Origin of the sequence: Kribbella sp. VKM Ac-2569 (assembly GCF_004216905.1) — a bacterium.
In the GTDB taxonomy this organism is placed as follows: domain Bacteria; phylum Actinomycetota; class Actinomycetes; order Propionibacteriales; family Kribbellaceae; genus Kribbella.
Window position 1 is genome coordinate 1,296,238 of the sequence record NZ_SGXJ01000002.1, and the last position, 15,122, is coordinate 1,311,359.

At 68.8% G+C, this 15,122-nt stretch carries 12 protein-coding genes; 1 reads left to right on the forward strand and 11 read right to left on the reverse strand.

The genetic code is table 11. The features are described from left to right. Positions 1-36 precede the first annotated feature (36 nt). The 9 genes from EV649_RS19460 to hemL all read right to left on the reverse strand — a co-directional run bounded on the left by EV649_RS19460 (position 37) and on the right by hemL (position 8,570). Positions 37-1,596 carry an MFS transporter gene (locus EV649_RS19460; RefSeq protein WP_130384840.1) on the reverse strand — a complete coding sequence of 520 codons (1,560 nt, stop codon included), beginning with the start codon at positions 1,594-1,596 and terminating at the stop codon, positions 37-39. Between the two features lie 60 nt (positions 1,597-1,656). Further along, positions 1,657-2,259: a TetR-like C-terminal domain-containing protein gene (locus EV649_RS19465; protein WP_241998360.1), complete on the reverse strand. Its 603-nt coding sequence runs from the start codon at positions 2,257-2,259 to the stop codon at positions 1,657-1,659. 180 nt (positions 2,260-2,439) lie between these two features. Next, positions 2,440-2,691: a DUF4229 domain-containing protein gene (locus tag EV649_RS19470; RefSeq protein ID WP_130384841.1), complete on the reverse strand. Its 252-nt coding sequence runs from the start codon at positions 2,689-2,691 to the stop codon at positions 2,440-2,442. 1 nt (position 2,692) lies between these two features. Further along, a complete protein-coding gene (gene ccsB / locus EV649_RS19475) occupies positions 2,693-3,688 on the reverse strand; it encodes a c-type cytochrome biogenesis protein CcsB (RefSeq protein ID WP_130384842.1) in 996 nt (331 codons plus the stop codon). After that, complete coding sequence (locus EV649_RS19480) at positions 3,685-5,274, reverse strand: cytochrome c biogenesis protein ResB (protein WP_130384843.1); 1,590 nt, start codon at positions 5,272-5,274, stop codon at positions 3,685-3,687. The genes ccsB and EV649_RS19480 overlap by 4 nt, the downstream gene beginning before the upstream one ends. Before the next feature lies 1 nt (position 5,275). Beyond that, on the reverse strand, positions 5,276-6,019 hold the full coding sequence (locus tag EV649_RS19485; RefSeq protein WP_130384844.1) for a cytochrome c biogenesis protein CcdA: 744 nt from the start codon (positions 6,017-6,019) through the stop codon (positions 5,276-5,278). 4 nt (positions 6,020-6,023) lie between these two features. After that, positions 6,024-6,587 carry a TlpA disulfide reductase family protein gene (locus EV649_RS19490; RefSeq protein ID WP_130384845.1) on the reverse strand — a complete coding sequence of 188 codons (564 nt, stop codon included), beginning with the start codon at positions 6,585-6,587 and terminating at the stop codon, positions 6,024-6,026. Then, positions 6,587-7,210 (reverse strand): histidine phosphatase family protein, encoded by a 624-nt coding sequence (locus EV649_RS19495; protein WP_241998454.1) that lies wholly within the window; start codon positions 7,208-7,210, stop codon positions 6,587-6,589. Before EV649_RS19495 ends, EV649_RS19490 begins: the two co-directional genes overlap by 1 nt. Before the next feature lie 37 nt (positions 7,211-7,247). After that, positions 7,248-8,570 carry a glutamate-1-semialdehyde 2,1-aminomutase gene (hemL, locus tag EV649_RS19500; protein WP_130384847.1) on the reverse strand — a complete coding sequence of 441 codons (1,323 nt, stop codon included), beginning with the start codon at positions 8,568-8,570 and terminating at the stop codon, positions 7,248-7,250. Between the two features lie 271 nt (positions 8,571-8,841). Here hemL and EV649_RS19505 point away from each other — a divergent pair, with 271 nt between their 5' ends. Then, positions 8,842-10,206: a lytic murein transglycosylase gene (locus EV649_RS19505; protein WP_130384848.1), complete on the forward strand. Its 1,365-nt coding sequence runs from the start codon at positions 8,842-8,844 to the stop codon at positions 10,204-10,206. A 109-nt stretch (positions 10,207-10,315) separates the two neighbouring features. Here EV649_RS19505 and EV649_RS19510 read toward each other — a convergent pair whose 3' ends face one another. Continuing rightward, positions 10,316-13,969: a S8 family serine peptidase gene (locus EV649_RS19510; RefSeq protein WP_130384849.1), complete on the reverse strand. Its 3,654-nt coding sequence runs from the start codon at positions 13,967-13,969 to the stop codon at positions 10,316-10,318. A 179-nt stretch (positions 13,970-14,148) separates the two neighbouring features. After that, on the reverse strand, positions 14,149-15,111 hold the full coding sequence (locus EV649_RS19515) for an LLM class F420-dependent oxidoreductase (RefSeq protein ID WP_130384850.1): 963 nt from the start codon (positions 15,109-15,111) through the stop codon (positions 14,149-14,151). Positions 15,112-15,122 lie beyond the last annotated feature (11 nt).

Below are 15,122 nucleotides of genomic sequence, written 5' to 3' on the forward strand. Positions count from 1 at the left end.
CCTCCCGGGAAGCGGGCCTTTCGAGTATTGAGCCGATCAGCCCATGTGGACCGGCTGGCCGTCGTTGGCCAGGTCCTTGTGCTTGATCGACAGGCCGACCAGCGTGATCAGGGCCGCACCCAGCGCCAGGAACGCCGACCAGACGAACGCCCGGGTGAACCCGTGCGTCGTGGCGAGCGCCGTGAACTGCCCCTGCAGCTGCTTGATCTGGTCCGGTGACTGCCCGGACTCGGCCGCCTTCTGCAGGCCCGGGGCCAGCTCGGCGAACTTGTCCTTGATCGCGTTGGCGGAGATCGTGCCGAGCAGCGCCAGGCCTACCGCACCACCGATCTGCTGCACCGTGTTCAGTACGGCGGAACCGACGCCGGAGTCCTCGTCCCCGACCCCACTGACCGCGGTCAGCGTGAGCGGCACGAAGATCAGGCCCATCCCGAACGCCAGCACCAGGATGTACGGCAGCAGGTGGGTCCAGTACGTCGAGTCCACCTCGAGCCGGCTGAACCCGAACATGCCGGCCGACACCAGCACGCCGCCGGCGCCGGAGATCCAGCGCGGGTCCATCCGCGCCACCAGCGTCGACGCGACCTGTGCGGCGGCCACGATGCCGAAGCTGAACGGCAGGAACGACAGACCGGTCTTGATCGCGCTGTAGCCCATGATGCTCTGCACGTAGATGCCGAGGAAGTAGAACATCGAGAACATCGCCGCGCCCACGATCAGCATCACGAAGAAGCTGACGCCACGGGTCCGGTTCGCGAGGATCCGGAACGGCATCAGCGCGTGCCGCGACCGGGCCTCGATGACGAGGAAGATCGCGATCAGCGCGAGCCCGCCGAAGATGAAGGTCAGCGTCGCCGCGTCACCCCAGCCGTTCGAACCCGCGTGGGTCAGGCCGTAGACCAGCGAGGTCAGTCCCACCGTGCCGGTGATCGCGCCAGGCAGGTCGAACTTGCCGGTCTGCCGGGGCGACTCGCCCAGGAACCGGAACGCCAGCACCGCCACGATCAGGCCGATCGGCGTGTTGATGAAGAAGGTCCAGCGCCACGACGCCTCGGTCAGCGCACCACCGAGGATCAGACCGACGGCCGCACCGGCCCCGGACATCGCGGCGTACACGCCCATCGCCCGGTTGCGCTCCTTGCCTGCCGGGAAGGTGGTGGTGATCAGTGCGAGCGCGTTCGGTGAGGCCGCCGCGGCCGCGAGGCCCTGCAGGATCCGGCTGGCCAGCAGCACGCTCTCGCTCTGGGCGATACCGCCGACGAACGACGCCAGGCCGAAGAGCACGACACCGAAGATGAAGACCTTGCGGCGACCGAGGATGTCACCGATCCGGCCGCCGAGCAGCAGCAGGCCGCCGAACGCCAGCGCGTAGGCGTTGACCACCCACGGCAGCGACGCGTTGCTGAAGCCGAGCGCGTCCTTGATGTGCGGAAGCGCGATGTTCACGATGGTGCCGTCCAGCACCACCATCAGCTGCGCCATGCAGATCAGCGCGAGCGCGATACCGAGATTGCGATGGCCGTGCGCGGAGGCCCCGGTCTCAGCGTCGACCGGCCGCCCCTCCGGCGGATCGGCGTTGATGACTTCTTCGGACATGAAGTATTTCCCCTCTTGGGCAGACTTGCCTGGTTGAATCGCGGACCGGCCCCTCACCGGTCAGCTCACCTGCGGCCCCCGCGCCGCAGGCAGGATCACGTTGTCGATCACTCGGAGGATCAGATCGTCGGTCGGCTCGACGCCGAGGATGTAGGCGTGGTGAATGATCACCGCGGGCAGCGTCACCGACAGCAGGGCGACGTCGACGTCCGGCGCGATCTCGCCGCGCTCGACGGCCCGCTCGTACACCTTGTTGGTCACTTCCATCCGCGGCCCGATGAAGCGCTCGCGGAAGGCCTTCTGCAGGTCGGCGTCGCGGTGCAGCGCGGTGAGCAGGCCGGCGACCACCGACATCGGCAGCTCGTCGGTGAAGCCACCATCACCGCAGGACATCGAGATCAGGTCGCCGCGGAGGCTGCCGGTGTCGACGTCCTCCGGCATCGGGCAGCCCTTCGCCCGGCTGATCGCGTCCACGACCAGCTCGGCCTTGGTGGACCAGCGCCGGTACAGCGTGGCCTTGCTGGCCTTCGCCGCCGTCGCCACCGCGTCCATGGTCAGCCGGTCGTAGCCGAGCTCGGCCACCACCGCCACGGTCGCGTCGAGGATCTCCTCCTCACGCCCGCCTTCGACCCGCGGCCGATGCCGCACGCCTGCTGCCTCCACCATCATCACCCTGAGTAGCTATCAGAACACGGATAGAACGAAACGGTTCCGTTTCATCCACCACGTTACGACTCATGTGAAGGAGTGCACAAATGAATTTGCCCGAAATTCGCTCGTGGCATAGATCACTCTCCGTACCAGTCGACCACTGGTACGGCGGGTTCAGGCGGGGACTGCCTGCTAGTCGTCGTCCTCGGCGGAGCGGGCCTGTTCGAGGCGGGTGGAGATCTTCGTGGCGCGGGTATCGATCTTGCCGGCCAGGCGGTCGCGGGCGGCGCGCAGGACGAAGATCGACAGGATCGACGAGACGATCAGGGCCAGCAGTGCGATCGGCCAGATCGACAGCCAGGTGCGCAGTGCGAACCACAGCACCGCCAGGCAGACGGCGAACAGGGCCGCCCGCAGGCCGGTGTAGATCCCGAACTCCTTCATGTCAGACCCCGGCGTAGGAGTGCAGGCCGGACACCAGCAGGTTCACCCCGACGAAGTTGAAGATGAAGACGAACCAGCCGACGATCGCGATCGTCGCGGCCCCGCGGCCCCGCCAGCCGGCGGTCGCGCGGGCGTGCAGGTAGGCGGCGTACACCACCCAGGTCACCAGCGACCAGACCTCCTTGGGGTCCCAGCCCCAGTACCTGCCCCAGGCGTGCTCGGCCCAGATCGGCCCGGCCACCAGCACACCGAACGTCCACAGCGGGAACGCGAACGCCAGCACCTTGTACGCCGTACCGTCCATCGCCTCGGCGCTCGGAAGGCGGCGCAGCGATGCGGCCATCGTGCCGCCGGCCAGCACGCGGCGTTCGGCGCGGGCCTTGACCAGGTACAGCACCGAGACCAGGCCGCCGACGGTGAACGCGCCACCGGAGATCGCGGCCGCGGACACGTGGATCACCAGCCAGTACGAGTGCAGCGCCGGGACCAGCGGACCGGCCGGCGTGTACAGCGCCAGCGCGGCCAGACCGAGTACGGCGGCGACCACGAACGTCACGCCGAGCCCGAGGTACTGCAGCTTGTAGCGCTGCACGAAGATCAGGTACACGATCGCCACCGCGAGCGACGCCGTGATGGAGAACTCGTACATGTTGCCCCACGGCACACGCTCGGCCGCGAGCCCACGCGTCACCACACCGCCCAGGTGCAGCACGAAGCCCAACCAGGTCAGCAGCAGCCCGATCCGGCTTGCCGCATCAAGCCGCTCACTCGACGCCGGCTCCTCAACAGCAGGAGCGTCGGGTACGGCGCCAGCACCGCCGGAGACTGTTGCGCCGTCGGACGCGACCAGCACCTCCTCCTTCACCGCGGCGGTCTTGGCGACCGCGGCACGACCAAGGGCCCACTCCATCGCATGGGAGACCATCGCGAGGGCGTAGATCACCGTGGCAGTCGGGATCAGCAGGTTGGAGACTTGTGCGTAGGTCTCCGGGCTCATGGCTGCTCCTGGGTGCTCGAGCTGGCGGGTTTCAAAGCTGTGGTGATGGCCTGGATCTCGTCGCCGAGCCCACGCTCGGGGCCGCGGTCCAGACCAGCGACCTCGACAACGGTACGCCCGTCCTCTTCGCGGACCCGCACCCAGGTACGGCGCGGATGCACGAACAACGAACCCATCAGGCCGAGGATCGCCAGCGAGATACCCGCCAGCGCGAGGCCCGTGCCCGGCGTGTGGCTGATCTGCAGCTTCACCCAGCGGCTGTACCCGTCGAACGTGATCGACCCGGCCTTGTCGGGCAACTGGGCGCTCTGCCCCGGCGCGAGCTGGAACCGCCACTTGTCGCCGTTCGCCTGCTCGAACTGCGTCAGCTTCGACTTGTCCAGCTGGTACACCGACTCCGGCTTCCCGGTCTCCGGCTGCGGCCGGCCGTAGTACCCGGTCATCACCAGCTCCGGGTTCAGGTCGTCGGGGAACACCGACACAGGCCCGTTCGGACCGATGTACGAGGTCGGTAGAAAGAAGCCTTCGAACCCGAGCGTCTCCGGTCGCGCGTCCGGCGCCTTGACCACGCCGAACGACGAGAAGTTGCTGTCCTGCGGCAGGAACGGCGCCGGTCCTGAGAACGCGACGTTCCCCTGCCCGTCCTTCACGGTGACCCGGGGCGCGTACCCGTGGCCGAGCAGGTAGACGCTGCTCCCGTCGAGCTTCAGCGGGTGGTTGACCTCGAGCTGGTACGACTTCTCCGGCGCGTCCGGCGTCTCCTGGTAGTCCAGCTGCGCCTTGAACTCCCGCGCCGCGCCCTTCTGCGGACCGTCCTCCTGGAACTTCACCTCGAAGTCCTTCACGGTCAGCGAGAACGGCGGCAGGTCGTCGTCACCACTGAACGCGCGTCCCGGCGTGAAGTCGTCGTACTGCGCGACGGAGTTGGAGAAACCGTTGCCCACGACAACCAGCACGCTGCCGCGGTAGCCGAACAGCGAACCCCAGGCGACGCCGACCAGCGCCAGGATCAATGAGAAGTGGAAGAGCAGGTTGCCGGCCTCGCGCAGGTATCCACGCTCCGCGCCGACCGCGCCGTCGTACGACTGCACCCGGAAGCGGCGCCTGCGGAGCTCGCGGGTCGCGACCTCGAGGACGTCGCCGGCCTCGGAGAGCTCGAAGCGCTGGTACCCGGGCAGCCGGTTCAGGTTCCGCGGCGGCTTCGGCGGCCTGGCCCGCAAACCCTTCACGTACACGGACAACCGCGGTACGACGCAGCCGATCAGCGAGATGAACAGCAATAGGTAGATCGCCGAGAACCAGGCGGACTTGTAGACGTCGAACAGCCCGAGCTTGTCGTACAGCGGGCCGAGTTTCGGGTGCGCGGTGAGGAAGTCGGAGACCTTGATCGGGTCGATCGACGTCTGCGGGACGAGCGATCCCGGCACCGCGCCGAGCGCCAGCAGGAACAGCAGCACCAGCGCGGTCTTCATCGACGTCAGCTGCCGCCAGGTCCAGCGCAGCCAGCCGACCAGGCCGAGTGCCGGCGGTCCGGACGGTTCCTCCGGACCCGACGCCGCGGCGATCCGGTCCTTGATCTCAGTCATCTCAGACCGCCGATCCGAAGTTGGCGACCCACTGCCGCAGGTCCGCGGTCATCGCATCCCACACTCCCGTCAGCAGCAGCAGTCCCACCGCGATCATCAGTACGCCGCCGATCCTGATCACCAGCAGCTGGTGCTTGCGGACCCACGCCACCGCGGACAGCATCCGCCGGAACGCCAGCGCCGCCACGATGAAAGGAATCCCCAGCCCGAGGCTGAACACCAGTGCCAGCGCAGCCCCGCGCCCGGTGCTGCCCTCGGTGGTGGCCAGCGTCATCACGGTCCCGAGCGTCGGCCCGATACACGGCGTCCACCCGAATCCGAACAGTACGCCGAGCAACGGCGCCGCCGCGATCCCGACCGCCGGGACCCGGTGCACCCGCAGATCCTTCTGCAGGAATCCGAACCCGCCGAGGAAGACGAGACCCAGTACGACGGTCAGCGCGCCCAGGACCCGCGTGATCGTGGTCTGGTGATCGATCAGCAGGTCGCCCGCCTTGCCGAACACCACGCCGGTCAGGATGAACACCGCCGAGAACCCGGCGACGAACAACGCCGTACCGGCAAGCATCCGGCCGCGCTTCTCCGAGCCGAGCTCGGCGGCGGACAGGCCGGTGACGTAGGACAGGTAGCCGGGCAGGAGCGGTACGACGCACGGCGAGAAGAACGAGATCGCACCGGCCAGCACCGCGATCGGCAGTGCCACCAGCATCGAGCCCGTCATCGACGAGGCGAACCACTCACCCATCAGCTCAACCGGCGTCCTTGACCATGCCGAGCAGCGTCTGCTTCGTGACTTCGCCGACGACGCGTCCCGCGACCTTGCCGTTCTTGTCGATCACCAGCGTGGTCGGGATGGCCTTCGGCGAGATCTGGCCGCGGAACCGCAGCAACGCCTTGCCGTTCGGGTCGTAGATGCTCGGGAACGGGACACCGAACTCCTGCACGAACTTCTTCGCCGGCGCCGGGTCGAGGTCGCGGGTGTTCAGTCCGATGAACTGCACCGCGGACCCGAGCTCCTTCGACGCCGCGACCAGCTCAGGGGCTTCCTTGCGGCACGGCGGGCACCACGAACCCCACACGTTCAGTACGACGACCTTGCCGGTCTGCTCGGACAGCGTCCAGGTCTTTCCGTCGAGCGTCTTGCCGGTCAGCTCCGGCGCCGGCTTCCGATCGGCCGCCGCGAACGTCGACACGTTGCCGTTGCCGCTGACGAAACCCGACTGGCCCTGGCGATTCTGCGCTGCCTGCTGGCCGGACGAGCACGCGGTGACCGCGAGCAGCAGACCGGCCATCAGAACAACAGCGCGGCGCATCAGGCCCCTCCGACGAATTTCTTCGGGTTCTTGACCGGCAACAGATCTTTCGCGGGCTCGGAGTAGCCGACCGAGACGATCTGCTCGCCGTGGAACGTGAACGAGGTGAGGCTGGCCAGGCTGCACTGGCGCTTGCGCGGGTCGTGGAACATCCGGCGGCCCTCGATCGCGGACCGGACGATCCAGATCGGCAGCTGGTGCGACACGATCAGCGCCTCGTGGCCGGCGGCCTTCTGCCGGGCGGTCTCGATCGCGTCCCGCATCCGGCGGACGAGCTGCTGGTACGGCTCACCCCAGGACGGCTTCCACGGGTTCCGCAGCAACCACCAGGCGCTCGGGTTCTTCAGCGCGCCGTCGCCGACGCCGAACTTCTTGCCCTCGAACAGGTTCGCCGCCTCGATCACCCGCTCGTCGATGTCCGGCGTGAGGCCGAACACCTTGGCGATCGGCTCCATCGTCTCCTGGGCCCGCTCCAGCGGGGAGCTGACCAGGTGCACGATGTCGCGGCCCTTGACGTGCTCGGCCACCCGGTCGGCCATCGCGCGGCCGAGCTCGGACAGGTGGAAGTCGGGGATCCGGCCGTAGAGCACGCCGGTCGGGTTGTGCACCTCGCCGTGACGCATCAGGTGCACGACCGTCGTTTCGGTCACCGCTGTCCCTTCAGTTCTGTACGGCGGCTGCCGCGGCGGCCGCCGGAGCGAGGGCGGACTCCAGTTCGGCCAGCGCGTCATCGTCGATGGCGGCGCTGACGAACCAGGCCTCGAACGCGCTCGGTGGCAGGTAGACACCGGCGTCCAGCATGGCATGGAAGAACGCCGTGAACCGGGGCAGCACCTGGGCGTTGGCTCCGGCGAAGTCCCGGATCTCGGCAGGTCCCTCCGAGGACTCCACGAAGAAGACGCTGAAGAGGTTCCCGGCCGCCGAGATGACGTGCGGCACACCTTCCTTGTCCAGCGCGGTCGACACCAGGCGCTGGATGGTGAGCGAGGTCTCGTCGAGCTTGGCGTACACCTCGTCGGTCGCCAGCCGCAGCGTCGTCAGGCCGGCGGTGGTGGCGATCGGGTTCCCGGACAGCGTGCCGGCCTGGTAGACCGAGCCCTCCGGCGCGAGGTGGGACATGACGTCGGCGCGACCGCCGAACGCCGCGGCCGGGAAGCCGCCGCCCATCACCTTGCCGAACGTCATCAGGTCCGGGCGTACGCCGTCGACGCCGTACCAGCCCGAGCGGGTGATCCGGAAGCCGGTCATGACCTCGTCGGAAATGAAAAGTGCACCGTTTTCCGTGCAGATCCGAGCGAGGAACGCGTTGAAGTCGTCCCGCGGCGGAACGACGCCCATGTTGCCGGGCGACGCCTCGGTGATCACGGCCGCGATCTGATCGCCGTACTCCGCGAACGCGGCGGCTACCGCGGCCTGGTCGTTGTACGGCAGCACGATCGTGTCCGCCGTGGTGGCCTCGGTGACTCCCGGCGTACCGGGGATGCCGAGCGTGAGGACGCCGGAACCGGCCTGGGCCAGCAGCGCGTCCACATGGCCGTGGTAGCAGCCGGCGAACTTCACGATCTTGGCGCGCCCGGTGAACCCGCGGGCCAGCCGGAGCGCGGACATCGTCGCCTCGGTCCCGGACGACACCAGCCGGACCTTGTCCACCGGGGTCCGCGCGACGATCTCCTCGCCGAGCAGGACCTCGGTCTCGGTCGGCGTCCCGTACGACGTACCGCGGCCGACGGCTGCCTGGACGGCGGCGATCACCTCGGGATGGGCGTGGCCGAGCAGCAGCGGGCCCCAGGAGCTGACCAGGTCGAGATAGCGGTTGCCGTCGACATCGGTCATGTGACATCCGTCACCGGAGGCCATGAAACGCGGTACGCCGCCGACGGCGCGGAACGCGCGGACCGGAGAGTTGACCCCACCCGGGGTCACTGTGGAGGCTCTGGCGAAGAGTTCGGCGGAGTGTTCAGTGTGTGCGGGCACGGCCGTCATTCTCCCCGACCGGTCCGGCGCCCCGACCGGCAGGGCAGGGCGCTTTTCAGCACCCGATCGTCCGCAAGGGGTTCACAGGCGCTTTGTTACGCGCCAGTATGGGTACCCGGTGACCGCACGTACACGGTCTGCGTTCGACGCGTAACCCACGCAACGGGGCGAACGTTAGACCTATTACGACGGCAACCGACACAGCGACATTGAAGACGGCACAAAGACTGTCCGCAGCGTGGGGCCGGACCGGTCGATGAGTCACGGAGGGGAATCATCGATGGCGAAGGGCAAGCGCCGCGCCACGGGTAGCGGGTGGCGTCAGGTGGCGCCGCTGATCCCGCTGGCGCTGTTCGCGAGCGCGTTCACCGTCAGTGCCACGGACGACCCCGCGATCGCTACGGCGTCGCTGGAGAACGGTCTGTCCGGAGGCAACCCGGTCGTCGTACCGAAGCAGCCGATCGCCTTCCCGGCCAACGTGCCGGTGCCAGGTGTGGTCGGCCACGGCGTCGACCCTGGCGAGCAACCGACTCAAGTGGTCTCGGGCCTGTCCCGCAACGGCATCCCGAACGCCGCGCTCAAGGCGTACTCCCGGGCCCAGCAGGTGCTGGCCCAGGTAGACCCGGCGTGCCACTTGCCGTGGACGCTGGTGGCCGCGATCGGCCGGGTCGAGTCCAACCACGGCCGCTTCGGCGGCAATGCGCTGAACTCGCTGGGCGTCGCGGTGCCGGGCATCTTCGGCCCGCGGCTGGACGGTTCGTCCGGGACGGCGCGGATCTCCGACTCCGACGCGGGTTCGTTCGACGGTGACGGCGCGTTCGACCGCGCGGTCGGCCCGATGCAATTCATCCCCGGCACCTGGCGAGCCATGGGTGTGGACGGCGACGGCGACGGCGTGCGGAATCCGCAGGACATCGACGACGCGGCGATGTCGACCGGGGTGTACCTCTGCTCGGGCAAGACCGACCTGTCCAAGGCCAGTGATCTGAACTCCGCGGTCCTGCGCTACAACCACTCCCAGCAGTACGTCGACCTCGTGGTCAGCATCGCCAAGGCGTACGCCGGCGGCAGCTGGATCGCGGTCGGCAACGGCACCGCGGGTGACGACGTGGACGAGGCCGGCGACCAGATCGACGACCCGACCATCGACGCCCCGTCGGACAAGGACCTGCCGAAGGCGATCGACATCCCGACGCCCACCGCGACGCCGACCCCGACGCTGACCGACGAGCGGGACGGCGACCGGCCGACGGACCGGCCGACCGCGACGCCGACGGCGACTCCGAGCAGCCGGCCGACGGCGACGCCGACGACGGTGAAGCCGACCACCTCGAAGCCGACCACGACCACGCCGACGGTTCCGACCACGACCACGCCGAAGCCGGGTCTCACCAGCCTGACGACGGCCGTCGGGGTCATCGTCGGCACGGCGGGCAGCACGCTGGCCGAGCTGCAGAAGGCCACGACGTACTGCCAGTCCGAGATGGCGAAGGTGACGATCACCAAGCCGACCCAGACCCAGCTGCAGAACTGCGTGACCGCCTACCAGACCGGTGGCGCCAAGGCGGTCGACCAGGTCATCCGCGGTCTGCTGTCCGCCCTCGGACTGCTGGGCATCCTCGGTGGAGGCATCCTCGGGAGCTGATCCCCACTGGACCGGCGCGCCAGCCCCCACCCCTCCCTTGGCGCGCCCCTGGCGACGCCACGAAGCACTCCCCCCGCTTCGTGGCGTCGCCCTTTTAACGTTCAGACGGTCAGCTGACCCAGGCGCGGTCGATCGTCTGGGTGATGCTGTTGCCGATCAGGTCCGTCGCGGTCACCCGGATGCTCGGGTACGCGCCGGCCGGTACCTGGGCGCGGACAGTGCCGATCCCGCGTAGCGACAGCTTCGTCCAGGTCTTCCCGTCGTACGAGATCTCCGCCGTGGTCCGGAAGATCCCCACGCCGCGCACACCCGGCTGGTAGCGCGGGGTGAGCTCGAGCCAGCCGTTGGTGTGCTTGTAGTCGACCTGGACGAGCGGCAGCACGGTCCGGCTCTTGGACGGCACCGAGAGGAAGTGCCACTGGGTGTGCGTCGACGTCGAGGTCTTCGCCCAGCTGTTCGGGCCACGCTGCTGGTCGAGCGTCAGGTTGTACCACGCGGCGCGTCCCGGGACGGTGAACTGTGCGACCGACCAGTTCTTGCTGCCCAATTCGACACCGTTGCTGCTCAGCTTCATGCTCGTCACGTCGCCGCGGTCGCCCCAACCGAACGTGGTCCGGTCGCCGCTCACGTACTGCGGAATCGCGATCCGCAACGCGTTCTCGAACCGTGCCGGCGGCCAGCCCTGCGCCTCGTCACCCGGCGCCTCGGACAACCCCGGTACGGCGGGACGCGTGATCGACTCCCACCACCCGCGCGTGACCTGCTCGCCCGGCCGGTAGGACCGCGTGATCGTGGCCTCGAAGCCGGTCTCGTTCCACTCCCCCGCGGACGTCTTCTCGTCCCAGGTGACGCCCTTCTGGTCGGTGACGAGGTAGTCGGTCCGCTTCACCGCACCGGCCACCAAGCGCGACGCCGTCAGCCCGGTCGAGATGCCCGGAAGGTGCGCGATCCGCTGGTCCCGGTGCAGCCAGAACGCGTCGTTGGTCTGGAAGTCCGTGGTCACCACGGCCGGGTGCATCTTCGCGACGTCGTACGTCAGTCCGCCCTTCACGACCGACGGGCCGAGCGCGACGTCGTACCGGTAGGTGCTGTCGAGCAGACCGTTCAGCTGCACGGACTGCGGGCCCTTCGCCAGCTCGGCGAGCAGTTGGTTGCCCTGATCGGAGCGCAACAGGTAGAGCGGGACGCCCTGATCGCTACTGGTCGACCAGAAGCCGGGGGCTTCGTTGTAGAGGAACACCACCTTGGCGCCGGCGGCCTTCGCGGCCTTGACCTGCGCGGTCGTCTTGCTGAAGCCGCCCCATCGGATCAGTACGGCGGCGTCCTTGGCGCCGGTCAGCTCGGCCGCGGTACCGTCACCGCCGTTGTAGAGCGGGAGTTTTGCGCTTCCGACGTACACGTTTCGGGACGAGCCCTCGGCCGGCGTCGGCAGGCGTACGCCGTTCACGTCGACGGTCAGCTTCGGCTGCGCGAGGTCCCAGCGCTGCACGACCTGGAAGGTGCCGTTGGCAACCTTTCCGAAGTCCTGGACGTAGACGCCGTCGGCGACCCGGCCGTTGTACGCCCAGCCGGAGACGGCATCCCGGTCACCGACCTTGCGGTGCCAGGCGACCCCGATGCTCTGCGCGTCGGCCGGTCGCGGCGTCTTGATGGTCACCTTGTGCGCGGTCCGGGCGTCGAACGTGAACGTCCGGTCGCTGCCGATCCACTCGTCCGGATCACCGAGGAGCGTGATCGAGTTCGCCCAGTTCGCCTCGTCGCCACCGACCGCGTACGCCATCACGCTGTAGCGGCCGGTCGGTACGTCGAGCGTGCGGCTGCCGGTCTCGTCGAACGCGATCGCGCTGACGTCGCCGGTGTCCTGGTTCCACAGCTGCACGCCGCTCGCACCGGCCTTGGTGGTGGCGGGCAGCCCATCGCGGCCGATCGCCTTCACGGTCACCTGGTTCAGCCGCCCACCGGCCGCGAACCCGAGGCCGGTCCGGTACGACGTGGCGCCGGCGCGGGCCGTCAGTACACCGGCGTACTTGGCGGGCTGGGTCTTGGTGAGGTCGAGGGCGACGGTCGCGGACCCCGTACCACCGGCGGGGATGGTCAGCCGGGCTGGGCTCACCGTCAGCCCGGCCTCCACCCCCGCCGGAGACTGTGCGTCGACCGCCAGGGTGAGCGTCACCGATCGCTTCGAGTTGTTGCGATAGGCAACCGTACGCGTGACCGGCGCGGGGGCGGTCGAGCCGGTCCAGGACAGGTCACCGAAGAACAGGTTGGCGGCGTCCGGGAGGACCGACGGGTCGAGCGCGTTCGGGATGTCGATCCGGCCGAGGCCCTGCTGGTCGGTGCGGGCGCCGTCCGACGGGACGGCCGTCGATGCCAGTGCGGCCTTCAGTTGCGGGCCGGTCCAGTCGGGGTGCCGTTGCGCGAGGATCGCGGCCGCACCGGCGACGTGCGGCGTCGCCATCGACGTACCGCTCATGGCTGTGTAGTACTGGCCGAGGATGTGGCCCTGCTCGGTGCCGGCGGCGCGGGCGGCGGCGATCTCCACGCCGGGAGCGGTCACCTCGGGCTTCAGGGCGCCGTCGCCGACGCGCGGGCCACGGCTGGAGAAGTTCGCCAGTTTGTTCTCGCGGTCGACCGCGCCGACGGTCAGCGCCTCGGACGCGGCGCCGGGAGATCCGACGGTTTCCTCCGCGCCGGAGTTGCCGGCCGCAATCACGAACAGCGCGCCGCTCGACTTCGACAGCCGATCGACGGCCTCGCTCATCGGGTCGGTGCCGTCGGACGGCCAGCCGCCGAGGCTCATGCTGACGACCTTCGCGCCCTGCTGGACGGCCCACTCCATTCCGGCGATCGCCTCGGAGTCGTAGCCGCCGCCGCTGTTGTCGAGCACCTTGCCGATCAGCAGTTCCGAGCCCGGCGCCACACCCTTCCGCTTGCCGTCGGACGCCGTACCGAGGCCGGCGACGATCGACGCGGTGTGCGTGCCGTGGCCGTGCAGGTCCTGCACCGCCTGGTCGGGGATGAAGCTCTCCGACGCAACTACCTGCTTGGAGAGGTCGGGGTGACCGGCGTCGTACCCGGTGTCGAGGACGGCGACCTTCACGCCGTGGCCGTCGTACCCCTGCTTCCAGGCGGTGGGGGCGCCGATCTGCTTCGTGGACTGGTCGAGCGTCGCGTGGGTGCGGCCGTCGAGCCAGATCTTCGTCACCTGGCTGGACTTGAACGTGGTCGGGCCGCTGATGCCGTCCCAGAACGTCTTCGCGTCGGCCTTCTGCACGGTCACCGCGGTGCTTCCGACGCTGGCGAGAGTACGGCGGTACGTCGCGGCGGTCGGCGTACTCGGCGCGCTGCGGAGGGCGGCCGGGGCGGTGAGGAGGAGAGGAAGGCTAGCGTTGCTTGCGTCGTCGTACCCCTGCGCCGCCAGCTCGGTCAGGTTGAAGAGGCGCTTGTCGAGGCGGCCCGCGGAGAGCAGCGGGTAGGCGTCGGCCGGGACCAGGGTGAGGTCTCCGTCGAACGTGCCGAAGTAGTACGGCTCGTCGTCGAGCAGGCGGGCCGAGACCTGGCCGTTGGAGCTCGTGGTCAGCTCGGCGACGTCGCCGGTGACCAGCGTGATCCGCTTGCTGCTCGCGCCGGGCGTCGGGTTGGTCGCCGTGGGGCCGGACGGCGCGTCGGGCGGGCCGGCATTCGCCGTGGTGGTCGTCAGCAGCAGGGAACCGGCGACCACCGCGGCGAGCAGGCCGACCGCGGACCGGGACATTCGAGACATCACAGGGGGAAACCTCCCGACGCCCCGACCCACGCGAGGCCGTCGTAGCGACCCTCGCAGTTGCCGTCAGCCCCGGTCCACCATTACCCCTGACCTACACCCGCCATGACCGATACCAGCCACTTTGAGCACCCACCAACCAAAAAGCGTGCCGAGATTTGGTTGGTGGGTGCTCAAGGTCAGGCGAAGCGCTTCGTGATGTTCTCGACCCGCTCGAGGAGGTCGAGGTCGTAGGCGACGCCGGGGACGTAGAAGATCACGTAGTTGGCGCCGGCCTCCAGGACTGCCTCGACCTTGTCGGCGATCTCGTCCTCGGTGGCGATGGTGTTGTCGCGGTCGAACTTCTCCCGGTTCATCGGGCCGAGCGCCTTCTCGGTCGCCTTCTGCGGGTCGTCGCCCTTGTCGATCGGGAACACGTTGAAGTTCGTCGACTTGATGATGTCGTCGTAGTTCCGGCCGAGCTTCTCGCAGTGGCCGCGGAGGATGTCCGCCTTCTCCTTGAACAGCTCCGGGTTGCCGCCGCCGATGTTCGCGGCGTCGGCGTACTGCGCGACCAGCTTCAGCGTGACCTTCGGGCCGCCGCCGCCGATCCAGAAGCTCGGGTGCGGCTTGCGGACGCCCTTCGGCTCGTTGATCGGGGCATCGATCGAGTAGTACTTGCCGTCGTAGACCGGCTTGTCCTCGGTCCACATCTTGTAGATGATCTCGGTCGCCTCACGGAACGCCGCCATCCGCTGCGGTACGTCGGTCCACTCGTAGCCGTACGCCTTCCACTCGTGCTCGTACCAGCCAGCGCCGATCCCGGCGTACAGGCGGCCGTGGCTGGCGACGTCGACGGTGGACGCGATCTTCGCGTACAGCGACGGGTTGCGGTACCCGTTGCAGCCGACCATCTGGCCGATGTTCACCCGCTTGGTGTCGCGGGCCAGCGCGGCCGTCGCGCTCCAGCACTCGAAGGTGGTGTTGTCACTCGGCTCCGGCACCGTGTGGAAGTGGTCGAACAGCCAGATCGAGTCCCACGACTGCTCGTCGGCCCGCTTGGCGACGTCGGTCATCGCCTCCCACTGCTCGATCGGATCGGCGATGCCGGCCAGGTCCATCTTCCAGCCCTGCGGTACGAAGACCCCGAAACGTGTAGTCATGCTGCCATCCT